This window comes from Belliella filtrata (assembly GCF_022549775.1).
In the GTDB taxonomy this organism is placed as follows: domain Bacteria; phylum Bacteroidota; class Bacteroidia; order Cytophagales; family Cyclobacteriaceae; genus Belliella; species Belliella filtrata.
Map to the genome: position 1 here is coordinate 86164 of NZ_JAKZGP010000007.1, position 26550 is coordinate 112713.

23 protein-coding genes and 2 pseudogenes are annotated in these 26550 nt (G+C 37.8%); 18 read left to right on the forward strand and 7 right to left on the reverse strand.

What is annotated here, in order from left to right:
* Window positions 1-20: 20 nt before the first annotated feature.
* From MM239_RS04810 to MM239_RS04820, 3 genes and pseudogenes are all read right to left on the reverse strand, one after another.
* Complete coding sequence (locus MM239_RS04810) at window positions 21-1085, reverse strand: serine hydrolase domain-containing protein (protein ID WP_241347069.1); 1065 nt, start codon at window positions 1083-1085, stop codon at window positions 21-23.
* Window positions 1086-1515: 430 nt separating this feature from the next.
* Window positions 1516-1839, reverse strand: a complete 324-nt coding sequence (locus tag MM239_RS04815) for a hypothetical protein (protein WP_241347070.1) — start codon at window positions 1837-1839, stop codon at window positions 1516-1518.
* 399 nt (window positions 1840-2238) lie between these two features.
* Window positions 2239-2643 (reverse strand): annotated as a pseudogene (locus tag MM239_RS04820) (YraN family protein).
* A gap of 116 nt (window positions 2644-2759) precedes the next feature.
* Here MM239_RS04820 and lipB point away from each other — a divergent pair.
* From lipB to MM239_RS04840, 4 genes and pseudogenes are all read left to right on the forward strand, one after another.
* Window positions 2760-3476 (forward strand): lipoyl(octanoyl) transferase LipB, encoded by a 717-nt coding sequence (gene lipB, locus MM239_RS04825; RefSeq protein WP_241347071.1) that lies wholly within the window; start codon window positions 2760-2762, stop codon window positions 3474-3476.
* Between the two features lie 239 nt (window positions 3477-3715).
* Window positions 3716-4117, forward strand: a complete 402-nt coding sequence (locus tag MM239_RS04830) for a hypothetical protein (RefSeq protein ID WP_241347072.1) — start codon at window positions 3716-3718, stop codon at window positions 4115-4117.
* A gap of 12 nt (window positions 4118-4129) precedes the next feature.
* Window positions 4130-4867 carry a 3'-5' exonuclease gene (locus MM239_RS04835; RefSeq protein ID WP_241347073.1) on the forward strand — a complete coding sequence of 246 codons (738 nt, stop codon included), beginning with the start codon at window positions 4130-4132 and terminating at the stop codon, window positions 4865-4867.
* A gap of 194 nt (window positions 4868-5061) precedes the next feature.
* Window positions 5062-5539 (forward strand): annotated as a pseudogene (locus MM239_RS04840) (hypothetical protein).
* Here the strand turns inward: MM239_RS04840 and MM239_RS04845 are convergent.
* Window positions 5499-6038 (reverse strand): hypothetical protein, encoded by a 540-nt coding sequence (locus MM239_RS04845; protein ID WP_241347074.1) that lies wholly within the window; start codon window positions 6036-6038, stop codon window positions 5499-5501. The pseudogene MM239_RS04840 and the gene MM239_RS04845 sit on opposite strands and share 41 nt — an antisense overlap.
* A gap of 17 nt (window positions 6039-6055) precedes the next feature.
* Window positions 6056-7141, reverse strand: a complete 1086-nt coding sequence (locus MM239_RS21075; RefSeq protein ID WP_241347075.1) for a recombinase family protein — start codon at window positions 7139-7141, stop codon at window positions 6056-6058.
* A gap of 1134 nt (window positions 7142-8275) precedes the next feature.
* On the opposite strand from MM239_RS21075, the gene MM239_RS04855 reads away from it, so the two are divergent.
* From MM239_RS04855 to MM239_RS04910, 12 genes are all read left to right on the forward strand, one after another.
* The gene (locus tag MM239_RS04855) at window positions 8276-9094 is read left to right on the forward strand and encodes a hypothetical protein (protein ID WP_241347076.1); all 819 of its coding nucleotides are present in this window, start codon (window positions 8276-8278) and stop codon (window positions 9092-9094) included.
* Between the two features lie 2 nt (window positions 9095-9096).
* Complete coding sequence (locus MM239_RS04860) at window positions 9097-10011, forward strand: hypothetical protein (RefSeq protein ID WP_241347077.1); 915 nt, start codon at window positions 9097-9099, stop codon at window positions 10009-10011.
* Complete coding sequence (locus MM239_RS04865; protein WP_241347078.1) at window positions 10008-10913, forward strand: hypothetical protein; 906 nt, start codon at window positions 10008-10010, stop codon at window positions 10911-10913. Before MM239_RS04860 ends, MM239_RS04865 begins: the two co-directional genes overlap by 4 nt.
* 6 nt (window positions 10914-10919) lie before the next feature.
* A complete protein-coding gene (locus tag MM239_RS04870) occupies window positions 10920-11885 on the forward strand; it encodes a hypothetical protein (RefSeq protein WP_241347079.1) in 966 nt (321 codons plus the stop codon).
* Window positions 11882-12631, forward strand: a complete 750-nt coding sequence (locus MM239_RS04875; RefSeq protein WP_241347080.1) for a hypothetical protein — start codon at window positions 11882-11884, stop codon at window positions 12629-12631. The genes MM239_RS04870 and MM239_RS04875 overlap by 4 nt, the downstream gene beginning before the upstream one ends.
* Complete coding sequence (locus tag MM239_RS04880) at window positions 12628-13590, forward strand: tail fiber protein (protein WP_241347081.1); 963 nt, start codon at window positions 12628-12630, stop codon at window positions 13588-13590. Before MM239_RS04875 ends, MM239_RS04880 begins: the two co-directional genes overlap by 4 nt.
* A gap of 3 nt (window positions 13591-13593) precedes the next feature.
* The gene (locus MM239_RS04885; RefSeq protein WP_241347082.1) at window positions 13594-14526 is read left to right on the forward strand and encodes a hypothetical protein; all 933 of its coding nucleotides are present in this window, start codon (window positions 13594-13596) and stop codon (window positions 14524-14526) included.
* 55 nt (window positions 14527-14581) lie between these two features.
* On the forward strand, window positions 14582-15892 hold the full coding sequence (locus tag MM239_RS04890; RefSeq protein WP_241347083.1) for a hypothetical protein: 1311 nt from the start codon (window positions 14582-14584) through the stop codon (window positions 15890-15892).
* A gap of 97 nt (window positions 15893-15989) precedes the next feature.
* A complete protein-coding gene (locus tag MM239_RS04895) occupies window positions 15990-18788 on the forward strand; it encodes an RHS repeat protein (RefSeq protein WP_241347084.1) in 2799 nt (932 codons plus the stop codon).
* A gap of 96 nt (window positions 18789-18884) precedes the next feature.
* Window positions 18885-19367 carry a hypothetical protein gene (locus tag MM239_RS04900; RefSeq protein WP_241347085.1) on the forward strand — a complete coding sequence of 161 codons (483 nt, stop codon included), beginning with the start codon at window positions 18885-18887 and terminating at the stop codon, window positions 19365-19367.
* Window positions 19364-24163, forward strand: coding sequence for a DUF6443 domain-containing protein (locus MM239_RS04905; RefSeq protein ID WP_241347086.1), 4800 nt, complete (start codon window positions 19364-19366; stop codon window positions 24161-24163). Before MM239_RS04900 ends, MM239_RS04905 begins: the two co-directional genes overlap by 4 nt.
* Before the next feature lie 4 nt (window positions 24164-24167).
* Window positions 24168-24536: a hypothetical protein gene (locus MM239_RS04910; protein WP_241347087.1), complete on the forward strand. Its 369-nt coding sequence runs from the start codon at window positions 24168-24170 to the stop codon at window positions 24534-24536.
* 37 nt (window positions 24537-24573) lie between these two features.
* Here the strand turns inward: MM239_RS04910 and MM239_RS04915 are convergent, their stop codons facing one another.
* Complete coding sequence (locus MM239_RS04915) at window positions 24574-24774, reverse strand: DNA-binding protein (RefSeq protein ID WP_241347088.1); 201 nt, start codon at window positions 24772-24774, stop codon at window positions 24574-24576.
* A gap of 263 nt (window positions 24775-25037) precedes the next feature.
* Here MM239_RS04915 and MM239_RS04920 point away from each other — a divergent pair, with 263 nt between their 5' ends.
* Together MM239_RS04920 and MM239_RS04925 are read left to right on the forward strand one after the other, a co-directional pair.
* Window positions 25038-25313 carry a hypothetical protein gene (locus tag MM239_RS04920; RefSeq protein WP_241347089.1) on the forward strand — a complete coding sequence of 92 codons (276 nt, stop codon included), beginning with the start codon at window positions 25038-25040 and terminating at the stop codon, window positions 25311-25313.
* A 335-nt stretch (window positions 25314-25648) separates the two neighbouring features.
* A complete protein-coding gene (locus tag MM239_RS04925) occupies window positions 25649-25963 on the forward strand; it encodes a hypothetical protein (RefSeq protein WP_241347090.1) in 315 nt (104 codons plus the stop codon).
* Between the two features lie 188 nt (window positions 25964-26151).
* Here the strand turns inward: MM239_RS04925 and MM239_RS04930 are convergent.
* The coding region (locus MM239_RS04930) for an IS30 family transposase (protein WP_241347091.1) at window positions 26152-26550 on the reverse strand (399 nt) is incomplete at its 5' end.

Sequence of the window (26550 nt, forward strand, 5' to 3'; positions counted from 1 at the left end):
AGTTGTGAAATTACAGGATGTTATTGGTACACTTTATTGATTTTTGACCAGAGCTCATTATCAAATTTGGATCCGGCGAATACTGGATTGTTTGGATCTGATGCATTTCCCATTCTTACAACGACCATATTTTTACTTGGTACAACATAAAGTCTTTGGTCAAATGCCCCCATAGCCGCATACATGTCAACGGGGGCATTTGATACAAGCATCCCTGGATATATATTTCTGTCACTGGGTAACATGTAGTTTTCTTTGCCATTGAGCCACCACATATAACCATAAGATGGATTTAGATTTTGGGAAGTAGATATGCTTTGAATGAACAACTCTTCATCAATAATTTGCTCGTTCATCCATTTCCCTTTATTTAGAGCCAGAATTCCAAATTTTGCCATACTTCGTGCAGTACTGTGGTATATTGTAAAGACAAGACCAAAATTCCAATACCCGTCCATCCCTATTTTTTCTTTGAGGTTTTTATTGAAATAATTTTCGTAAGAACTGCCACTTGAAACTTCTGTGATTTCAATTAATTTTTGAAAAATATTGCTGTATGCCCATCTAGAACTTGCATCTGCGATATAGGTTATATTTTGTTTTACCATGAGCTGCTTACTTTCATCGTTTCCAGCAGACATGTTCAATAAATTTTTCACAGTGATTAGGGCTTCTTTTTCAGAAGGCATGTTAGTCCACCCGGTGCCCAAATAATCAGATACCTTGCTATCGATCTGAATTTGATTATTTTGAAGGGCAATTGTGGAGGTAGTTGCTACGAGTGTTTTTCCAGCACTATTCCATTCCCAACTGTCTGATACGCTATGACCATCAAAATATTCTTCTAATACGATCCTGCCATTGATAAGTATCATGAATGCTTTAGTGTTTGACTCAATTAGGTAGTTTCTTAACTCTGGTATGGCATCTTTATTCCAACCCAAGGATGATATACTTTCTGTTTCCCAATCACTGCCAGAATTTGGCGGGAAGTACATGTCTTGATTTGTACCAGGTTGATTTTCTTTGAAATCATCGCACCCTAAAATCAAAGATAATAGTGGAATCAAAATAAGTTGCCGCATAGTTCTGGTATTAGATGTTTTTGAAAGGATTGTCTTGAGCGTCTATTCTTAAACTCAATTAATCAACCTTTGCTAATTTACAAATTTTTAAAAATGGATCTTACCTTGATTAAAGAAATGAAATAGACCGAAGTGCCATTTTTTTAATCTTCTGGTTTTACATTAACGACTTTGTTCGATGAGAGTAGTTTATGTCTTTTTCTTGAAGGTCAAATTGTATATCACCATTTACCTTGGAAGCTCGTGTAATATCTTCTGATAGCATAATACTGTAAATAGGTGATTCGGTTTTTGTTAAGAAATCACCAAATTTCAAATGGAATGTTTTTTCACTGACCAGGCCTACCTCATTTACGGTTTCGATAAGTTTACATACAGTTTTACTCAAAAGGTAATAATCAGCTGAAGGTAAAATACTTGGTAAACTTGCTTACCAAGGGTAGACAGTGATGATCTGATTATTTGCTTTTAGTTTATGGAATTCAAGCTTATTTATCATAAACTTAGGCCCAAACCTAGCCTTCAAGTCAACTTTGATTTTATTAAATTCAAATACTTTTTGTGTTTGTTTGACTTCGGCGTAGCATAAGGATTCAGTTTGATAATGATGTAAGACGAATTTATGATTGATTGCTTTCCAACTTTCAATCAAATCTCTTTTAAGTGGTTTTCTTGGGTGATTTTGATTTGTTTCAATTTGTGGGTCAAGGACATATAGATTGAGTTCTTTGGAGATATTTTCCACAAACTCCATGGCTTCCAAAGCAAAATAATCTGGTTTGATATACTCAATGTTGAGTAAGAGAGATGCAAAAATAAAACCCTAAAAACAGTCAAACAAATCTTGACCTTCCTCATCTAACTCATAGTCCAGTCTTTCGATATACAACCTAGTCAGGGTATCCCTGTTCTCCAGAATCCATTTATTCTTACCTACTAGGTGAGCATTAGATTGACTATTGATATCATGTTCAATCGTTTTGATGCTTAAAGCAACACCTTTTTTGGAATAAAAAATAAAGATCAAAAGCCATTGTGTACGATATTTTGTTGGTTTTATGATCTTTTTCTATTTAAGGTATTCAAAAAAATAAAAAGTTTTATCAAGTATTCAATACAACTGGGTGTTAAGTAATCAGGCGGGCATAGTATTTCAGTTTTTTAGTATTGGTTTTGCTAATCTTTTGAATTTCAAGAAGAATAAATAAAACGCATCTTCAAAATGCTTGAAGTTGATGTTTCCATTTTTGTATTGATATTCACCTACGATGTCGAACCTGATGTCTTTATGCCAATCGATTTCATGGATATAGTGATCGGCCACTTTGATGAGAAGTTTTCGTTTTGTGTAGACTACGAATTCCTCAGCATAGCCAAATCCAGTTCCACTTCTGAACTTCACTTCTACAAATACAAGAATTCCCTCGTACTCAAAAATCAAGTCGATTTCTGCATATCCATGCCGGTAATTGGATACTTTGAACTCATAACCTTTGCCACTTAGCTAATCTTTGACTTGTTCTTCTGCAAGCTTTCCTTTTTCATTGTGTGTTGCCATGACAATTATTCATTAATTTTGAAAAGTAAAAACTGTTTGCCTATTTCGGACTTCATCAATTCAAGAACTGAATCGCTTCAATTGGCGTTGGATAATAAAAGAAATTTATACCCACTGTGAATAAAGTTATCAATAAAAAAGTAAAATTTCTAGACCTTGGTAAAAAGGACTACAAAGAAACCTGGGATTTTCAGGAAGAAATTTTTGCAAAAACTGTCACTTTGAAGATAGAGAATCGCAAGGCCGGTGAGGAAAATCAACAATTGACCGAGAATTATTTACTTTTTGTAGAACACCCCCATGTCTATACTTTGGGTAAAAGTGGTGAGCTTTCTCATTTATTGTTGGATGAATTTGCATTAGCGGAAAAGGGAGCGACATTTTATAAGATCAATCGTGGTGGAGACATTACCTACCATGGCCCTGGTCAGTTGGTGGGCTATCCGATATTGGATTTGGATAATTTCTTTACGGATATCCATAAGTATTTGAGACTCCTAGAAGAGGCCATTATTATGACTTTGGCAGATTATGGAATTGAAGCAGGTAGAATAGATGGGCTTACGGGGGTTTGGCTGGATCATGTAACGCAGAAGAATCCGAGAAAAATATGTGCTTTGGGAGTGAAGTCTAGCCGGTGGGTGACCATGCATGGATTTGCATTCAATGTAAATGCAGATTTGAGTTACTTTGGAAATATAGTCCCTTGCGGTATAGCCGATAAGGCTGTCACATCCATGCACATGGAACTGGACAGACCAGTAGATGAGCAGGAAGTAAAAGATAAAGTCAAAAAACACATCGCTGCACTATTCGAAATGGAATTAGAGTAGGTTATACTTTTTAAATAGGTCAAAGTTTAGTGTACAAAGTTGACTGGGATAGACCAGAAATGTTTTCTGGATCAAAAAATAAATGAATCTCATTCGATGAAAAGCGGTTGAATTTTGTCAAATATTATGCCTATTTAAACTAATAGGTATTTGACTTGTACGATCAATCTTCTAGAATGAAGAAAATAGCTAGTTCATTAATTTAGGAATAAGAAAAAGAAACTTTCAATAAAGAGTAAATGAAAAAAGATATAGATTTTCATCCAGTCACAGGTGTGAAATTGGCCATTGCCAAGGATTATGTCAATGGAAATGAAGAGTGGTCGGTATATATTATCAACCTCAACCTCATAGAACTCAATACTGTGATGATCACTTCCAAAGGATACGGGATCATAGATGGAGAGCAGCGTAAGACGTCTACTTTGCGCCACATGATTGAGCAGTTGGGGTCACAATCTATTGCAAAGGTGGAACCGATTGATCCTTCCGTTTTTGTGCTGAACAATGAGTTTTGGGTGAGTTATTATATCTTGGATCAGATATTTGACAAAAAGTTTATCTTTACTGAAGGAAGTATGGATCCTTCACATATCAGAATGATTCCTGAACTGGGACTAGAAGGTGTCCTGCATGGTTAAAATCACAATCCTATGAAACATTTTTTTGAAGAATTGAATGATATCCTATTCTTAGATATAGAAACAGCATCTATTGAGCCAGGTTATGAATTGCTTTCTGAAAGGTATCAAGAAGAGTGGCTGAAGAAAGAAAGACATTTACATGGGGTCAAGGAAGAGCTTGTTCCTGGAAGTTTGTTTTTTGAAAAGGCAGGGATTTATGCCGAATTCGGGAAGGTGATTTGCATAGGTGTAGGTTTCTTTCACTTCGATAAAGAAACCGAAACATTGACCTATAGATCGAAGACTTTTGCAGAGCCTAGTGAATACCATACCCTAAAGGCTTTTAAAGAACTTTTGGATAAAAAGCCTTGGACACTTTGCGCCCACAACGGAAAAGAATTTGATTTCCCTTATTTGGCAAGAAGGATTCTCATCAATAGGATTCCTTTACCAGAACCACTACAGCTTGCAGGCAAAAAGCCGTGGGAAGTCAGGCACTTGGACACTTTGGAGTTTTGGAAATTTGGGGATTACAAACATTACACAAGGTTAGAGTTATTGGCAACTGTTTTTGATATACCTACTTCCAAAGATGGTATAGATGGATCAAAAGTAAATGAGAGCTACTACAAGCATAATGATCTCCAGACTATCCGCACTTATTGCTCCAAAGACGTGCTAGTTACAGCACGAATTTTCTTGGCGTTTCGGGGTATTCCACCCGAGCTTGATTTTGAGATCGTCAATTTGGATGAAGAACAAGCTTAATTTGATTTTGGTATGGTGATTTTTCATGGTTCTACCAGATGCAAATTCAAAGTAGAACTTATGTTATTTCAAAATAGAGTTTATGAATCTACGGAACTTTGCCAGCGGCCAAATTAAATATTGACACTTAGTGTCAATGATTTGATGAGGAGGATTGAAATGGTTTAATTGTGATCAAATATAAAATACTGATCATGATTATACTTAAGTTTAATGAAAGGTTTCCAGATGAAAAGTCTTGCATAGAATTCTTCAAGGCAAAAAGACTCAAAGAAGGGGTAGTATGTAAGAAATGAAAGGGATTAGATCATTACTTGCTTCACGCCAAGAATATGTTTCAGTGTAAAAGCTGTAGTTTTAGAACAAGCCTTAAGAGTGGTACGGTCATGGAAAACAGTAATCTTACACTTAAGGAATGGCTAACCGCAATCACCTTCTTTACAGCAACTAAGCAGGGCTTTAGTGCGCTGGAACTCCAAGGTCAGATGGGTTCATATAGCTATTAGTAACCTCAAGGGTGATTTAAGGAAATTTAAAATGATTTCCGAGAAGTATATCCAAAACTACCTCGATGAGTTCTGTTATAGGCTAAACAGAAGATATTTTGGAGAAAAACTATTTGATAGACTTGTTATTGCGTCAGTTCAGCCTTATTGGCAAAGTAGCGTATAATCATATAAATCTTTAACCTAAAAGAAGAAATCATGAAGACTATATCTTGATATAGAGTTTTTAATATATCAACATCATTTGAAAGTCGGTTCGAAATGTTGATAGTTGAGTCCACCACACTGTCCAAAGTCGAAAATTTCGACTTTGGACTTATTTTTTTAGATTCTAACATGTTGTTAATCAGGTAGAAACTTCGAAGTGCTTCATTGACTAAAGTGGTTCGATGTTGTGTTCCGTCAAAACACCAATTTTTGGGATAGATCGAACCAAATATACGCCTTTTCAACTCCACGTTAGCTGTAACATACAGATTATCAATATTTGAAGCCATTTTCAGAACACTATCCAAAAACTTAATAGGTTGCAGGTCAAGTGGTGGTGCAACCTTAGCCAACTCGATTTCTAGACTGGTTATTTCAGCTTCACAATCTCGTTTCATTTCCTTATAATCTTCAGGGGTTATGGATTCGTTTAATAGCAATTTTCTAGCCTTAGCCATTTTATTGTTTTCCTGATCTATAAGATCAACAATTTGTGTTTTACCTTTATTTCTGAGTTTTTTTCCTTATCAAAAAGTTGGGAAAAAATAGTTTTGATCACACCAATAAATTCAGGTTTAAGCTTGAAGTTAGCAAGATGTTTCACAAAGGAATCATTTACTTCATCAGCTTTGAACCGTACCCCACATTTGGAAGTACAATGATAGTAATGGTAGTTTTGCTTTCTGCCTTTAGACGCACTCGCGGTTAAAGACCTAGAACATTTTGGACAGTCAAGAAAACCCCTAAGGGGAATTTGCTCACTGGTAACTATTTGTGTTTTTCTGTTGCGCTTGTTGCCATCAAGTACCAACTGAGCCTCATTAAACAAAGTTTCAGTTATGATTGGTTGGTGTTGGCCTTTTACAAACACACCTTGTTCATCTTTGTAAGGGGGCACAAAGGTTTTTCCATAGTAGAATGGATTCCTGATAAGCCACCAGAAGTTATTTTTCGTGAGCTTGGAACCATTTTCCCTAGCTTTTTTTATAATTTGCTCACAAGAGTAATTACCTTCTGCAATGGTTGTGTAAATCCATTTAAGGTGAGCGGCTTCTTCTTCATGGACAACTATTGTAGGTCTGCCTTCAGGAGTAGTACGGTTACGATAACCATAAGGTGCTTTCCAAAGCCATCTACCATCCTTTCTGGCTCTTCGCATACCATGAAAAACATTGAGGGCTCTGCGGTCATTCTCGACTTCAGGAGCAGCCAAATAGAAAGCGAGCATCATTTTATTTTCTGGGACAGATAAATCCAGTGGTTGCTCTATTCCTTGAGGTGCCACCCCAAGTTTTCTTAAAATACTAATCATTTGATAAGCATCCCCAGCATTCCTACTAAACCTATCCCACTTTGTGAAAAGGACTAATTTGGCCCTCATTTTACGCTTTTTTATGTCGTCCAACATTTCTGTCCATGCAGGACGTCTAAAAGTTTTAGCTGAGTAATCTTCTTGAACAACTTTCCGAACTTCGATATCATTGTGCAGACAGTACTTTCTAAGTGACTCTTCCTGATGTTGGAGGGAGTACCCCTTGTCCGCTTGTTCGTCTGTACTCACTCGAATGTATAGAATCGCTGTTTTCTTAAGTATCTAGATTAAATGTTACTATAGCTAAAATACTGATAAAATTCAAAATGAACTCTGCCTGTTCTAAGTTAACATCCAATCCATGTTGTTTGCAGATTTTTATTATTTCATCTGGATAAATATCATATTTGTTGCTTTTCATGTCCTCTTTGTTTATTAAAAGAAAGTGGACTCAATTTGAGGTATATGACCAGATAAAAATCACACTGTATTTTGGAAGTGGGTTATTATTCTTGGTTTTGTGGAGTCAAATTTATGGGTGCAAACGGGAAGGACTATATTGTCGTCTATTCTGCCTGTTCTGTAGCGGGAGTCGGAATTATGTCGAACTTTTTCGAGGATATAGAAGCTGTTGCTGAAGCGAAATTTCTATTGGTCTAATTACAGTTTTTTTTAGTGCTATCGAAAATGAAAGCACATAGGGAAGAGGTAAAAGTGAAGTTGAAATAATTCGTCACACTATTTTTAAACAAGAACTAATAAATCACAATTCAAACTACTATTCATTTGACGATGAGGGGTTGTTATGACCTCCTTGTTTGGTTATTATGGAAATTTGGTTGAATGAGTCATTCATTTTTTAAACATCCTTACTCGAAAAAGCAAAGCAATGTATCCTTGCTCTAAGTAAGTGATGAAAATTAGATTGATTACTGATGAATTAAGGGTTTGTAATTGGGTAAAGAATAAGGGTTTAGATTTTAATATTAAGCTGATTTTTTGTTGAAATTTCTTAAAAAAATATCTTACTGAAAAAATCTTCTATTTTTTTTCGAGGGGTGTAAGAAATTAAATTTGGGGGTGTTTTCAGACTTAAAATGAAATGATCTATTAATGGTTCTAAATTCAATAATTTGTATTTGAAAATTTTCTTGTTTAGATCTATAAAATTCAGCTAGTTAGGAATTTTTCCTGAACAATAAAATACCTAGAACTAGGTATTTTTTGACAATTTTAAATTTTTAATATTTGTCGAGTATCTATTAGTTTCAAAATGTAAATGTTGTAAGTTAAGCTCATTTTGTTTGAGCTTAACTTACAAGCAAGGTATTGATGATTGGATTGGCTAGTAGCAATTAACTCACATCAATAAAAATTGCATTTATGCGTTTAAAACTCATTTATACTAATAGTAGTTGGTTACTTTTTACAATCATAGGGTTGGTAGCCATAAATTTTAATTTAATTGCTCAAAATAATATTTACCCTACTTCTGGAAGTGTCGGTATTGGAACGACTGCCCCGATTTCAAATTCTAATTATTCAATTCTTGACATCAAAGGTAAATCGGTAACTCAAGGAGGGTACATCCAGCTGTCAACCTCAAATAATTCTGGACAAATCAGAATATTCTGTACAAATGACAGGTTGCTTTTTGATCTGCAGAAAGAGGGCATGTATTTTCAACATAGAAATGCCTCAGGGCAACAAATATATAGACTCAACCAGAATGGATCGGCAACTTGGAATGGAAATGCATCAAGTTACACAGAATTGAATTCCAATGCAAGCGGTCAATACCTTAGACAATATGCAAATAATGGAACAAGTCAGAGTTGGCTGATTAGAGGATACTCAAGTGGGGGAGTACAGGCTATTTTCAATGATGGAGGTATTGATGTAAATGGTGTTGTAAAAGCTAAAGAAGTAAAAGTGACTTTGTCAGGATGGCCAGATTATGTGTTTTCGCCTGGTTATGATCTGATGTCTTTGAATGCAACAGAGGAATTTATATTGAAAAATGGGCATTTACCTAATGTACCATCATTAAATCAGGTAATCCAAGATGGGGTCTCATTAGGGGATATGAGTAGGATTTTGCTAGAGAAAATTGAGGAATTAACACTTTATTTAATACAGAAAGATAAAGAGTTGGAGGTCATGAAGTTGAAAATTGAAGTTTTAGAAAATTTAAATAATTAAAGATGTTTCGATTTGTTTTTTCAATCCTATGCTATGTATTTGCTTTTAATGCTTACTGTCAAACAAATATTCATGGAAATTACAAAGCAGTAACAATTCCCTTAGATCAGAACGTTCCATACACTAAAACTTTGATCCTGCTACATGAAATTTATAATGGTACAGATTTGCCAAATAATTTTGTCGTTGGTTCCATTTTAGCAATGCGTGGAGATATAAACGCAATGCATCGTTTGAATGTTATGCAAATAAACTCTGGATCTGCGTACAGGAGTTTTGTTGCGTCATTAGATTCTCATGATCATGATGTGACAGGGTGGAAACTTAAAACCTGCTTTTATAATGGTAAAAAATATATGGCCTTAGATGTTCCTTACCTCCCTCAACAACATACTCTTGGATTTCAATTTGTAGGATGGGCAAACTCAAGTGGAGAGGAATTAAAGGTTGTGACATATGAAATGAATGGCATTGCTCAAAATCAAGATAAGCTTAGTGCTGTAATTGACTATGTCTCCACAGCAGTTTCTAGACGTGAAATTGACAAGTTTTTCATTAAAGGTAACCTCGGTATAGGGACAAATGTTCTCAATAACAAACTTGAAGTCAACGGTACCATCCGAGCCAAGGAAGTAAAGCTGGAAGCCACCAACTGGCCAGATTATGTTTTTGGAAATGACCACGAATTGATGCCATTGGAAGAAGTATATGCCTTTATCGAGGAAAATGCACATTTACCTGGTTTGAAGTCAGCTAAAGAATATGAGGATGAAGGGGTGAATATGCTGGAAATGAACCAGAAGTTGTTGGAAAAGGTGGAAGAGTTGACGCTGTATACCATAAGTCAAGAGAGGAAATTAAGAAATGTGGAGGCCGAGGTAGAATTATTGAAACTACTGATAAAAGAAAAATTATGAAAAAAGTCTGTACACTACTTTGTTTGGTGCTCTTATTTCTACCAGGCTATCTTTTTGGGCAAAGCAATACTTTTCCTACTAATGGAAACATAGGGATTGGAACATTAACGCCAACACGTAAACTAGAAGTAATTGGAGAAATTGGCACAAACTCTAATTTAGTCACTTCAAATCCAGCTAATAATGGCGCAGTGTCTTTCCTTGGTTGGATGAATAATATAGCAAGGATAAGGATTGGAGGAATTGGGGAGGGGGCTGCAAATGGCTTAGATATCCAAACTATAGCAGACGTAAGTCTAATGCGGTTGCTTCATAATGGGAATGTGGGAATAGGAACAACATCTCCAGCATATAAGCTTGACATTTCTTCAGGTGATTTGCCAGGGGTAAGAATAGGACCTAATTCCTTTTATGGGGAGAGTCTTTTTTTGGGAGGCTGGACTACAAACGTAACTTCTTCAAGAATTGCTACTTCCAATGGTAATCTTCATCTAGACAGTAAACTAGGTAGAAATATTTATCTAAATCATTATCATAATGGAAATATAATTGTCGGGGCTGGAACTAGTAAGGGCAATGTCGGAATTGGCGTTACTGTTCCCACACACCGCCTTGAAGTTAACGGCATCATTCGAGCCAAGGAGGTGAAACTAGAAGCCACCAACTGGCCAGATTATGTATTTGAAAAAGATTATGAGTTAATGCCATTGGAAAAGGTCAAATCCTATATAGATCAGAAAGGACATCTACCTGGTCTGAAGACGGCAAGGGAGTATGATGAAGAAGGGGTGAGTATACTGGAAATGAATCAGAAGCTGTTGGAGAAGGTGGAGGAGCTGACGCTACATTTGATCGAACAGGAAAAAAGAATCAAACAGCTGGAAAGAAAGCAACAAAATTGATCTAAGATGATGGCAAAAATTGTCTTAAAGTTTGTCCCCTTATTGCTTTTAGCTGTTGTTGGGGTATGTACTTCGATAGAGGCTCAGCAAAGTGGGAATATTACTGTGGGAGGGAATTTCAATACATTTTATCCAGTTACGTGGTTGGATGGAGGTTGGAGTTCCAGCCGACAGACAGAATTAGATATTGGACGCTCATTTATCCATACAAATAGCCAATTTAGAGGTTCTGTTTTGGCTTCTTTCAAATTCCATGTTACCGACTGGGGCCATCAATCACATTTCATAAATGCACACATTGTGAATAGTAATTCAGGAAATCCATTGACATTAGGCTTTATTGCTGGTTGGGAGGACTCTTCAAATGGAAATCAAAGTAGAAGGATCATCATTTGGCTTAGAGGTGGTGGGACAACATATTATTATAATGCTAATTACAATGTTTCCCCCATTGTTTATGATGGTATTCAAAATTCATTGCCATATGTGACCCACAATGGAAGTCATACTTATAATGAGAAATCTGAAGTAGATTTATATGTAAAAGTTTCTGGGACAGTTTTGCAACATCCCCTTCACTTAAGGGGTGGAAACAGTGCAATCATGGGAAACCTTGGTATTGGTACCACTGTTCCCACCCACCGCCTCGAAGTCAACGGCACCATCCGAGCCAAGGAAGTAAAACTGGAAGCAATCAACTGGCCAGACTATGTCTTCGAAAAAGGTTACGAGTTGATGCCATTAGAAGAGGTTAAATCATTTATAGATCAGAAAGGACATCTGCCGGGATTGAAGTCAGCTAAAGAATATGAGCAAGAGGGTGTAAATATGCTGGAACTGAACCAGAAGCTACTGGAGAAGGTGGAGGAGCTGACATTACATATTTTACAACTTGAACAGAAGTTTCAAAAAGTAAATAGGTTAGAAGCTGAACTTGAATATTTAAAAAAAATAATTAGAGAGATCCCATGAAAAAATTTTATTCAATTATAATAATATGGCTCATACTCTTTTCAAGTAATTATTTGTATGGTCAAACCAATAGCTTCCCTACTTCTGGAAATGTTGGGATTGGTACAGTTTCCCCCAGCTCTAAGTTGGATGTAAAAGGAGGTATTTCGGTGGAAGGTAGTAACCCGATTACTTCAGTAAATAATTTTAGAAATTCAATACAATTAATTGCGCCAGGTCACTCTGCTATTGTATTCAACCCTGGTGAAAGTACAGAATTGATGTTTGGCTTTCATACAAATGGGAATTTTTATTGGGGTACAGGCCAGAATGCTGGAAACAATTATCTGATGACGCTCAACAGACTTGGGGATCTTAGGGTGTATCGCAATATGGGAATTGGAATAGCCCCAATATCGGGGTTTAAGCTATCGGTGAACGGTTCCATAAAAACCAAAGAAGTCAATGTCACTACTTCCGGTTGGGCGGATCATGTGTTTGAAAAAGGATACCCTTTGATAGGTCTGGAAATCCTTGAGAGTTTCATCAATTCCAATCACCATCTACCTGGAATCCCTACCGCTTCAGAAGTGGAAAATCAAGGAGTCAACCTTGGGGAAATGAATGTAAAGCTATTGGAGAAAGTAGAGGAATTGACATTATATACAATTGATCAGGAAAAAAAGATTAAAGAACAAAATAAAGAGATCAATGACCTTAAATCGGAAATTCAGGAAATTAGGCAACTAATCGAGGGGAAATTATGAGGAAAATTTTCATTATACTGTTTTTAATACAATCAGTAACACCTTCCCTTCTATTTGGACAAGCCAATACTTTTCCTTCTTCGGGAAATGTTGGAATAAGGATCACTTCCCCAAGTGTACCACTACATGTCAATGGTGATGTACTCTTTGAACGTCAGGACAATGGAGGTAGAAATCATTTGTTGATACACTCAAACTCTGGAGGGGTATTTTTGACCAGTGATGATCCTGGAGTAAATCAAAAGGACCTTTTCATCAGGGCAAGCCCTACGGGAAATGGGCAGACGAATCGAAGTATCAGGTTTCAGACAGGGAAAAACTCAAATGGAGACTTCATGAATAGAATGATCATTGGCGGAAATGGCAATGTAGGAATTGGGATAATAAATCCAACTACAGCACTCCATGTTAAGGGTACCATCGCAGCCGAAGGAATGTTTTACATTAGATCTGATGACGGAAATTCTGCTGGATATATAGGTACTACAGGAGAATCAGAATCTTTAAATGGAGTCAGGATTAATTCAAGTAGGGGAGGAGGCAAGATTGTTTTCAATACCATTGGAGGAAGTTCTTCAGAGAAAATGAGAATTACTAATGTTGGCAATGTTGGTATCGGAACCACCTTACCTACTCATAAACTCGAAGTCAATGGTGCCATTCGTGCCAAGGAGGTCAAACTGGAAGCGACCAACTGGCCAGATTATGTATTTGAAAAAGATTATCAGTTAATGCCATTGGAAGCGGTAGATACCTTTATTGTGGAATATGGCCACCTCCCTGGCTTGAAACCGGCTAAGGTTTATGAAGAAGAAGGGGTGAATATGCTGGAAATAAACCAGAAGCTCCTAGAGAAAATTGAAGAGTTAACACTTTATTTAATAGAAGAAAAAAGGCAAAGGGAAAAACTAGAGTACGAATTAATTTTTATAAAGGAGAAGATTTTATTTAATAATTAATTTATGAGAAGCTTGATTTTATTAGTTGTTTTTAGTTTTGCAATCACTATGTTTTCATTTGCTCAGACAATTGAGTCTGAGTATGTAAATCCAAAGCTTTCTGGAACTGGTAACATTTACCGTTATATCCGATTTGGCAATGCAACTACATATTATGCAGGATTTATGTGGAATAATAATAGTCCAGCATATGGAAACGGGAATGATTTTTCAATTTTTACATATGGGGATAGGGACATTACAATACAAACAGGCTCAGGTAATTTCATTGTATTTCCTTCAACTGGAGGAAACATGGGGATTGGAACAACAAGTCCTTTGCGTCCTCTTCATATTAATCGTGGAAATACATGGACTGCTAGGTTTCAAAATGAAGTAGGGTATATTGACATAGGTCCAGCAAATTCTACTGGTGCTCATATTTATACGGATAGAGAAGTGTTTTATTTTAACAAAGATATTTCACTAGTAGGCAATCCATCTAGGATAAGGGCTTATCAAACTAACTCATTTATGATAAATGTTGGGGGAAATGATAGACTTCTTATTCATAGTAATGGCAACGTTGGCATTGGCACTTTATTACCCAACCACCGCCTCGAAGTCAACGGTACCATCCGAGCCAAGGAAGTAAAGCTAGAAGCGACCAACTGGCCAGATTATGTTTTTGGAAAAGACTATGAATTGATCCCATTGGAAGAAGTTGATGCCTTTATTGGGGAATATGGGCATCTGCCAGGATTGAAGTCGGCCAAGGTCTATGAAGAAGAAGGGGTGAATATTCTGGAGCTGAATCAGAAGCTGTTGGAGAAGGTGGAGGAGGTAACCCTTTACCTGATCCAACAACAGAAACTGATCGAATCACAAACTGAATTAATTAAAAATCAGCAGATCGAACTCGACCGATTGTCTGAAAAGTCTTCCAAACCAGACTGAAATAATTAATATAAGCTACAGGAAATCATACAAACAATTGTAAAACCAACAAGCATTGAAAAAGGCCATTCTCTTGATATTGTTTTTGATCAGCAGCCTCAGTGTTCAAGCTCAGCATTACGATGTGAAGCTGTTTGACGGACGTATCAAACAAGCAGGGGTAAAGACTGATAAAATGAAACAAGAGTACCGTCAGGTCCAGAGGGAATATAAGAAATATGTAAAAGATAGGAAAAAGCAATACCATGCAAAGAAAGACAGCTTAGGGAATTATGATAGTTTAAAAAATGTGATTTCAACAGACTCTATCAAGAGGCTGTTGAGACTCAGAGAAGAACAATATGTTTTTGTAGATAGCCTTTATAGCCTTGAGCAAATCGCTTCTTGGGACAAAGCTGAACTTAATTTGAAGAACCAATCGATACTAATGACTAAGGAAAGGCTGGAAGGTAGGGGATACTTTTCGAAGTATGAAGCGCTAAAAGGTCAAATAGCTTCCCATAGAAGGATCATTAAGGAATATAAGGATAGTCTTTCGAATATAGACTCTCTAGACAGGGATGAGATCAATTTCAAAGTAAAACAAAAAAAAGAGGAGCTAAGCGAGGCATATGAAAGTAGGATTGAGGCTATCACAGGTGAAATTGTAAATGATAAAACGCCTGAACTACCGGGTGGTTTCCAAAACAAGGAATTACAGAAATTCCAAAATAAACACGCTCATTTGAAAGGTAATTTTGACGAACAAGGACTACTTCTGCTCTCTGAGGCACAGGCTGTGGATCATTTTGCAGGAAAAGAACAGGTTTTACAGGCTGCACAGGAGAAAGTGGCAGTTTTAAAGAAGAAATACAGTGAAGTTATAGATGCCGAAGACCTGTCGACTGCTACGAAAATAAATTCACTTAAAGGTGAGCCAATAAGGAATAGATTAGTCTATGGTGGTACGCTCCAGCTACATGTAGATAGAAGCACAAACCTAGATTTGAATCCGGAAATTTCCTACAGAATGAAAAAGGATTTAGAGTTTGGATTGGGAGGAACTTACAGGTTGAATGTGCATACCAAAGATCTTCCAAATGCTATCAAACAGCCAAATGTGGTAGGGTATCGTGGGTTTGTGAATCAAAAGATTTTGAAGAGTCTATATGTGCATGGAGAGTATGAAAGTCTGTCCAATACCCTAATGACAAAAGATAGACAGCTGGGTAATATATGGTATGGCAGTTTCTTGGGGGGATTACAGAAGCGCTTTCGACTCAAAGGAAAGTCTTATGGTCAAGTGCTATTGCTCTATAATTTTCACTACAGGGAAAATCCAATGTACAACAATCCCTGGGTCTTTAGAGTGGGGTTGGTCAAATAAATAAACTAGAAAAATTTAGAACATGTCAAAAAAAAATATTGTTTTCGTATTTGGGCTAATGGTAAATTCAATAGTTGGCTTCTGTCAAAATTTTGTGATGCCTGAGATAATACCTCCATCTCCGCAAGCCCAGATGATAGAGAAATTTATTGATTTTCCGGTGGATTTATCAAGTGGTTTACCACAAATAAGCCTTCCAATTTATACAATTAAAACGAAAGAATTTAATTTTCCAATCCAACTTAATTACCATAATTCTGGATTAAAGCCAAATTCAGATGTAAGTGGAATAGTTGGGCTCGGATGGAGCTTGAACTGTGTTGGAAACGTTAGTAGGATAATGAATCAAATGCCTGATGAGAAGCATTGGAATTACCAAATTCCAGACAAATATGCAATTAGCAGTAATACAAATAATCTTGTTGCAGATCCAGATGCTGATATTTTGGATAAAATAGCAAGAGATGTGAGAGATTCAGAACTAGATCTTTTTACCTATAATTTCCCATCAAAAGGTGGAGGTAAGTTTGTATTTGAACGTAGTAGTCAAATGGAGGCATTTTTAAAGCCTATTACATTACCTTATTCCCCAGTTAAAATCGCCCCTGTTTTGGGTAATGAGCAAGGTGTTATCTTTGACTATTTTGAAATTACAGATGATGAAGGGGTTTTGTATCGATATGGCAAATCTGTTTCAAGCACCCAAAGTGGATTTCGTGAAAAATATTTCAATTGGAACAAACCTTCTGAAGCTGGTTATAATTCTTGGTTGTTGACTGAAATTATTTCGGCAAATAAGTCTGATACAATTTCTTTTGAGTACGGTTATATGCTAAATTCTCAGGGGAATAATGGTTTCAGCAAAAGTAATCAAAGCTTTAGCAAAAATGTAAGAATCACTAGAATGGGGGGACACGGTGAAGTCGGTCAAAATCAATATTCAGGTACTGAAATTAAAAGTTATTTGTATGGATACACTGAATTAAGAATTGAAAAAATCAAATTCAAATCTGGAAGGGTTGAATTTAGTTACGATCATTCAATCAGTCCTCAAATGCTTGATAACATAAAGGTGTTTTCCAATGAATTATCATCTCCAATAAAGACGGTCCAATTTTCTCGTTCTCAATTTTCAGAGTCTCAAAACAAAATAAATTGGTACAAACTTGATGATTTGACTTTTTATGATGAAAATTTAGTAAAGGTCAATGGTTATAGTTTTCAGTACTATTTTCATGGACTTCCAAATATAAATACTTCTAGTATTTATACGCCCCAAACATATTCAATTGATCATTTCGGCTATTTTAATGGCGCATTAAATGCGAATTTAATGCCTAATTTTTCATGGAATGGGATGGTTTTTGGGGGACCAAATATTTTTGGTTCAGCCATTAGGTCTCCAAACTCCTATTATGCTTTATCAGGTGCATTAAAATCGATTATAAATGTTACAGGTGGTGAACATACTTTTGAATATGAAGGTAATGTTGGTAAATATGGGAATAATGTGGGTGGAATTAGAATAAAAAATATAATTGATAACTCAAATAGCGATATTATTTCTAGAAATTTCAAGTATGAGGATAGTGTGTCGGAGTTTATAAACCAAGATTACTTCAAGAGTCATAATATTGTAGCTAGCGGCGGTCAACCCTTAAATCCCGAGTATGTTTTTGACTATTTCCATACTTCTTCTTCGCCAAATGTCGATATTAGCTACAATGGACGACCAATTATTTATACAAAAGTTGTAGAAAGTTATTTCGAAGGAAATCATCAAAATGGTAAGATAGAACATTTTTTTAATGCGTCATTTATTTCTCCAATCATTATGGATACTTGGAGTATTCAGCGTGGATACCCATGGTTTAATGCTGGTGGCCCCCTTAGTTTAGGACCCTTAAATGTTTTTTATAAAAACAATATATTTGGGAATGTGAATGAGTATAAATCACTTTTTTATGATGATAAAGGGGTAGTTGTAAAGTCTATTGAAAATTTTTATTCAAATGATTTGATCAAAAGAGTTAAGGGGCTAAAAGTGAGTAGGGTAATTGATGCCCACCAAGCATCCCACTTACGTGATAAAGTATATTTTTTTATATTTTACAATAACAATTTTGATCAACTATCCCAAAAGTTGGATAGCGCAGTTGTTAAAGAATATTTCAACACAGAGGTGAAAGAGATAACAACTAGTTTTAGTTACAATCAGAATTTGTTTAAAATAGAAGAAAGTTACAAAAACAGTAGCGGAGAAATTAATAAATATACCTATAAATACCCTTCTGATTTTGCATCGTCTGGGAATGTTTATCAAGAAATGGTTTCCAAAAACATTTTGAGTCCAGTAATCGAGACAGCTGAATATAAAGAGGATTCTTTTTTGGGTGCTATAAAGACCAATTACCACAAATGGGGCGGAAATATTGTTAAACCGAGGACAGTTGAAACAAAAAAAGGCAGTAATGCATGGGAAAATAGGCTCAGGTACCATGACATGGATGCCCATGGAAATGTTTTGTCGGTATCCAAGGAAAATGGTACACCGACCAGCTATTTTTGGGGGTACAGTAAGCAATACCCCATTGCCAAGATAGAAAATGCCTCTTATGCCCAAATAGCCAGTGCTTTGGGTACCACGGTCAGTTCCCTAAAAAACTATACCGAATTAAACCTGACACAGCTCAACAACCTACGGAACGTGCTTCCTGGAGCTATGGTTACCACCTATACCTATGATCCACTGATAGGGATGACAAGCGAAACGGATCCCAATGGTGTCACAACTTTTTACGAGTACGATTCATTTGGTAGGCTCAAAACCATCAGGGACAAAGATGGAAATGTCCTCAAAGGCTATGAATATAATTATAGGAATAATGGAAATTGATATTAGACCATCGTTTGGACAGAAATCTATAGGAGAGATTGGCTTGTTGGTCAATTTTCCAAAGTTGTCAAGTTTTAAATAAAAATACATTTAGATATGAAAAAGGCATTATTGTTTTTAATGACATTTTTAGTCGTTTTGGTTGGCTCTGCACAGCAAAGCACCAAGGTTCAAGATGTGTCCTGTAGTTATGTTTCTCAGTTCACTGGAAAGGTTGACGGACAAAGCGATTCGGTGTTTGTCCAAACATTGGAGATTGATTTCCGGCAAGAGGTGGCGATAACAGGAGTTTCGTTTGATGACAAGGACTATCAAAATGAACTGCTGTCATCCAACAGAACCGGTGAGGCCAACAACGGGGGAGGCAAAAGTAGAAAAATGTTTATAGGTGAATCATCCCCCTATTTTGAACAGATCAAGAAATCCAAGGATATGTATTTGATGGATACCGAAAAGCGGATTTACCGGGTGAGATTGGATAGTCCAGTTCCTATCCAAACAAAAGAAGAATATCTTGACCAAGATCCAAAAATGGTTATCCGTAAACCTAAGTCAAACGATAATCTGCCAAAGCAATGAGGATCAGGACTTACTCTACTGGATGTTTGGCAACCTTCCTTGCCTTAGTCTTGCAACTGATTTCAATGGATGCTGTTTCTCAACAATCACATACAGTACAACTATCCCCCATAAAAAGTGCAGAGGTATTGTTGTGGAATGGTGACCCCAGTTATGTCAATACTAATTTTGGTTCATCAGCATATTTTTCTGGACAGGCATGGACAGCTAGCGGTACTCTAAGCTTGAGAAGAGGGTTGATGCAGTTCAACTTTGGATCCTTGCCTCCCAATGCTGTAATCACTAATGCTGTACTCAATCTATATTCACCTATAGATGGTGTTTCTTGGGCTGTGCATAGCACCATGTCGGGTTCGAACAGTGCAGGGCTGTATCTTGTTGCACAAAGTTGGAATGAAAACACAGTAACATGGAACAACAGCCCTACTTATTATGGAAACGAAAAAGTGTCCCTACCCACCAGCAGTAATGATACTCAAAACTATCAGGTGAACATTACCTCATTTGTTAAGCTGTGGGTTGAAGAAGGAGAACCAAACCATGGGGTATTGCTCAGGTTGGATACGGAAAATTATTACCGTAGGATGAACTTTGCCTCTAGCAAACATGCGAATGCATCCAAACATCCTAAACTTACAGTCACCTATACTGTAGAAGGGGGAAGCGGGATAACCTCTAACCAGAATTATATTTGGGAAGTGGTGCCTACCGTTCCGGTATCAAATATACCCATTGTTAGACAAAATAGCGATTTTCAGGAAAGGGTCACCTACTACGACGGCCTAGGCCGTCCGAAGCAAGAAGTTCAAAAGCAAGCTTCACCTTTGGGAAGGGATATAATCGTTCCCATAACCTATGATGGGTTTGGCAGGCAAGCAAAATCATTCCTTCCATACACCAGAGACAACGGTACTGCAGCAGGTGATTTTCGTCCTGCTGGAGAAGCAGAGCAAAAGGCTTTTCACAACACACACTTTGGAGGATCCTCAGGGAATTTTGCTTTTAGCGAAAATGTATATGATGGCTCTCCACTGAACAGGGTGGTGGAAGCACATTCCCCGGGTCAGCCATGGGCTAGAACAGCCCATGGAGGTGGCAACAAGCCTGTGAAGATGGATTACCTTACTAATATCGCTGCAGATAATGTCTTTTTGTGGGAAATATCTAATAGTCGTCCAATCGCCTATCGATACTATAATCCCGGTACATTATATAAAACGATCACTACTGATGAGGATGGAAACAAAATAGTTGAGTTCAAAGATTTTCAAGATAGAGTAATACTTAAAAGAGTGCAGGCGACAGCAAGCACTTGGGCAAATACTTATTATGTTTATGATGATTTTGGGAATTTGACTTATGTATTTCCTCCTGAAATGCAGAATGGTTATAACAGTACCAATTTGAATACCCCCTCTGGTTTTTATCTAGTAACGGAGAATATTAACTACAATGCTATTCCAAGTGCAAACCGTAACAAAGTAGCCTATATTCCTACGGCGACAGTGACCATTAGCCCTGGAACAACCCTAGCAGCAGGAGTTGAGATTAAACAGCATGGTGTAATGCCAAGCCAAGATCACCTTGATAACTGGGCATTTCAATATAAGTATGATGGGAGGAATAGACTGGTAGAAAAGCAGGTGCCTGGAGCCAAGCCTGTATATTTGGTTTATGATAAACTTGACAGGTTGGTGTTGAGTCAGGACGGTAACCAATATCCCAACAAATGGAGCTTTACAAAATACGATGCATTCAACAGGCCTGTCATTACAGGAGAAAAAGCTATTCCAAACGTTTCATTGACGACAATTAGAAGCAATGTCCATAACCATTCAGTTTTATCGGAAAGTTATACCGGGAATGGAATTACCAAATATGCCAACACTACCTATCCTGCTTCGGTAACCGATGCTGATATCCATACAATCACTTATTACGATGACTACAGGTTTACCAGCACGACTTTCAGTCTACCTTCAGGTCAGTTCAATACCACAGGAGGGAACATAGTTCCTGCTGTATTTTTAACCGTCAAGGGTCAAGTCACTGGTACTAAAGTGAAGGTCTTGGGAACTACAAACCAATATGTGGAAACAGTAAACTTCTATGATGATCGCTATAGGTTGATCCAATCCAGGATGGTGAATTACAAAAATGGTAATGATGTACTCACCACGCAGTATGATTTTGCGGGTAGGGTAAGGAAAACCTACCTGCAGCACAACAATCCCGCTGCGGATATCAAAAACATCGCTATTGCTCAGGATTACAGTTATGACCATGCAGGTAGGCTACTAACTGTTACCCACAAAATTAATAATTCCCCTACGATTACCCTTTTAAGTAATACTTATAATGAGCTGGGAGAGTTGATCAAAAAGGATCTGGCCAATGGCTATGAAGACATAGATTATGCCTACAACATGCGGGGCTGGCTGACCAGGATCAATAACCTGTCGGATGCTACACCGAAGCTTTTTGAAATGGATTTGAAATATAACGATGCGCCTACAGCCAATAGGAGATTCAATGGTAACATAGGTCAGACCGAATGGAAGAATCCATATGAGTCTATGAAGAATTCCTACGCTTACACTTATGACCAAATGAACAGGCTGACAACTGCTATTTATAGCAACAATGCCTCAGGAAATACCATGAACTTCAATGTTCCTGCGATAAGCTATGACCTGAATGGAAACATAAAGACATTGCAGCGTAGAGGGAATCACAATGACACGCCAAATCAACTGATAGACAACCTGACCTATACCTATGCTAAAGGCAATCAGCTTAGCAAGGTGACAGATGCCACAGGGATAAGCTCAGGCTTCAAAGACGGAGCAAATGTAGCCGATGAGTATCTCTATGATCCAAATGGCAACATGACAGTTGATAGGAACAAAGGCATTACGTCGATTACTTACAACCCACTGAATCTACCAAGCAAGGTAACCTTCAGCGCATCCAAATACATAGAATATACCTACGATGCCAGTGGTAGCAAGCTGTCCCAAAAATCGGTAGATGGAGGTACAACCAAAATCTCAGATTACGTAGGAGGTTTTGTATATGAGAACAACAAGCTGCAGTTTATGCAACATGATGAAGGTCGAGTAGTAGCCAAAAGAAATGCTTCGGGGACATTCCAGAACTACGAGTACCAGTACCACCTGAAAGACCACTTGGGTAATGTGAGGGCAACTTTCAAGACACAGCATGATATAGATCAATATCTGGCAACATTCGAGAATGCTTCAAGTACCTATGAGAACAATTATTTCAGCAGGTACGGCGAAGTTACCAGAATCAATGCCCCAATATTTAACAGAACTTCAGGGTCTGGAAATTCATTTTCTGTTAGGCTTACTGGAGTAGGAAATTCAAAGCATGGATTAGCGAAATCCCTTGCAGTGAAGCCCGGAGATAAAATAGATGCGGAAGTTTATGTGAAATATCTGGATCCGAGTACTACAGGAACCCCAGGGTCAGCCTTTGCACAGCTGATCACCAATTTGGCAAACAATGCCTCAAGTGTAGTGATAGATGGAGCCACGGCTGGAACTAACCCGATGCCCTTTGCAGGCTTGATGGGCTATGGAAGTGACAACTCCACAGGGCCTAAGGCATACCTGAATGTCCTGGTCTTTGACCAAAACTATCAGTTTCAGCCAAATCAGAGCACTTTCAAATCAGTGACTTTAGCAGCCAGAGAGACAGGGACGAATGTTCCGCACGAACTCTTAAAAACGATCCAAATCACAATACAAAAGCCAGGATATGTGTATATTTACTTCTCCAACGAGAATCCAACTCCCGTTGAAGTGTTCTTTGATGACTTCAAGGTAACCCATACCAACAGCAACATAGTCCAAAAGGATGACTACTATCCATTTGGAATGACGTTTAATTCATACTCGGCGCCTAGTGGGGTGGGGCAGGCATTCAAGTTTAATGGCAAGGAAAGGGAAGAGCTGACAGGCTGGGATGACTTTGGGGCTAGGATGTATATGAGTGATTTGGGGAGATGGGGAGTTGTTGACCCGTTGGCGGATGCCCTGCCCGGTTGGTCTCCATATGTATTCAGTCTGAATAATCCGATATTGTTTATTGACCCAGATGGTCAGTTTCCTTATACGTTCCATGTGAGATCATTTCATCCAGATAGAACTTTTGGAGGCGGATTTATGGGTGATAATAGGGGTTTTTCTAATAATCCAAGCTCTTCTGCCAGAATAGCTCAGCACTTCACATTTGACCCGAGTACAGGTCAAACTTCAAATAAGGGTTTTGCTAATAACCTTTCGATGCATCCAGGTGGATTTGTAGGTACAAGGGGTGTGTGGGGAATTGGAAAAGAAGTACCAAATGAAGCATATTACAATGTTTCAGGAGGAAACGGCTCTTACAATATCTCGACCGGTTATGAAGGAGCGAATCCGTTGACACCAGGGTTTATGACTCCTGATATTGATGTTCATTCCAAATTTTCTATTACTGAGAATTTAGAAAAAGGCATATTATCTGTTGGGGCAAGCATTAAGGGGGATAACTTCCCAAGTGCAGAAGCTTTTCTTACAGATCAGACAGGAAACTCTGTTTTTATTGGAGTCAGCTCATTAAATGGCAGTGTATTGACAAGCTTGTGGGGAGATAATTACAGGGAAATGATAAATGCAAACTTCAGCATAAACATTGACAACAAAGGAACTTTCACGAGTATAACGGTGGGAGATAGGAGCTTTACACTTGACGAATGGAACAAGCAATTTGAAACTCGATCTACTAGGTAATGCAATGGAAGCTCTTAAGAAAATAGCATACATACTTTTATCACTATCTCTTCTTCCGGTACTTGCTACCTACTTTGCTTATGGCAATACATTGGAAATGGTGTTCTTCACAGTAACCTTACTGTTCTTTACAGGACTACTTTACCTCGTATTTGCTACCTCAAAGCGAGTTGCTTTGGTAGTGCTTTTCTTTGGGATTGGCTTGTTCATTATACAGCTTATCCAATTGAATCAACTTTGGTTTGATAACGAAGGTGGTGATCCGAGAGTACCGATAGTCTTTACTCTACAAAGTATATTTACTGTAATTGTGCTAATCCTATTGATGAAGGATAGCAAGGTTAAGGCTCTAAGTGGTAAAAAATCAATCTAACTAAAGCAAAAAGCCCGGCGATGTCCGGGCTTTTTGCTTACAGTGTGGCTATGTTTTTCTGGAGGTAGTCCTTGAAGCGTTTTTTGGAGACGAAAGTCTCAATAAGCTTCAGGAGGATGGATTTTTCCTCTTCGTCGAGTTCGTTGATCAGCTGTAGCTGTTTGAGTGCTGCCTTGTCGTTGACGGATACCTCGGCTGGGACGCCGTTCTTTTCGTCGAAGTAGATCACTTCGTCCACCGACATCCCGAATTTTGTCGACCAATTCTAGGGCATCGACGGGGATCTCCTGCTGGTTGTTTTCCATCTTGAAGTATACGATTCTATGCCAAAGGCAATCAGCTTAGCAAGGTGACAGATGCCACAGGGATAAGCTCAGGCTTCAAAGACGGAGCAAATGTAGCCGATGAGTATCTCTATGATCCTAATGAGGACTGAGCGTTAAAAAAGCTTTGATAAAGCTTTTAGCGAAGGGCCAGGTTGCAGGGTGGGTTTAAAAGAGTGTGGGAATCACTAGAATCACTTACAACCCACTGAATCTACCAAGCAAGGTAACCTTCAGCGCATCTAAAAACATAGAATATACCTACGATGCCAGTGGCAGCAAGCTGTCCCAGAAAACGGTAGATGGAGGAACTACCAAGGTTTCGGATTATGTAGGAGGCTTTGTATATGAGGACAATAAGTTACAGTTTTTACAACATAATGAAGCGGTTAAGCCGTTAAGAAACAGTCCAGTGGACTGTTTTAGGCTTAAGCAAGGTTGCGGGAAGGAGTAGCTAAAAAAAATGCTTCGGGTACATTTAAAAACCACGAGTATCAGAATTAAATTTCCAATCTAATGTTGGTTTTATTTCCTCAAACTGTTTTTCATGCTTGCGGGTGGGATGACGGAGATCCGGGCCAGCGGTGGCCTGTAGCCTGGATAGGATTTCTCCGTCTTGACTTTTTTGTTACTTTTTGTGTCAAGACAAAAAGTAAGAGGAATTGATCAAGATAAACTTCACCATTTCACTAACTGTCCAAAGTTTCCCTATTATATTTTTAGTAAGAAATAACGATCATTTACACACGATCCAACAATCGTAAGGATTAAATAGATGCTCAAGTTTATGTGAAGTACCTGGATCCGAGTACTACAGGAACCCCAGGGTCAGCCTTTGCACAGCTGATCACCAATTTGGCAAACAATGCCTCAAGTGTAGTGATAGATGGAGCCACAGCAGGAACTAACCCGATGCCCTTTGCAGGCTTGATGGGCTATGGAAGTGACAAATCCACAGGGCCTAAGGCATACCTGAATGTCCTGGTCTTTGACCAAAACTATCAGTTATTGACATCATCTTTTGTTCCGGTGACTACAGATGCTAGGGAAACAGGAGGCAGTCCACAACCTGGCCCAGAGACTCTCTTCTTTGTCCTCACATGAACTCGTAAAACTATTCAAATCACAATACAAAAACCAGGATATGTGTATATTTATACGTAAAAGACGCATAGGCTTTCTCCAACGAGAATCCAACTCCCGTTGAAGTGTTCTCTCGGTAAAAGACTCTTAACTAGTTGTAATTATTTTAAAATTATAGTTAAAAAATTTATTTTGAATGAACGCCATGTTCAAGTCATAAATGCAACGCCTAATTTTTTCTTTAGACATTCAATAGGACTAAGATAATCAAACTTTCTTACTGGTCTATTATTGATTTTGGATTCAATACACTGAATATGTTGCCATGATATTTCATTCAGGTCAGTCCCTTTAGGCAGGAAAGTCCTGATAAGTCCTATTCTATTTTCGACCGTACCTTTATCCTGAGATGTATATGGTCTTGTAAAGAAGGTCGGGACATTGTATTTATCTCTGATTCTATGATGGTTTGCGAATGCCATGTCGTTATCGAAGGTTATTGATTTGAAGAATGATGATCCTATTCTCTGTATTCTCTTTGATATTTTCTGTTCAATGGTTTCTGCATTTTTTCCATCAAGTTTCTCCATGGTAGTAATCAAAGTTGC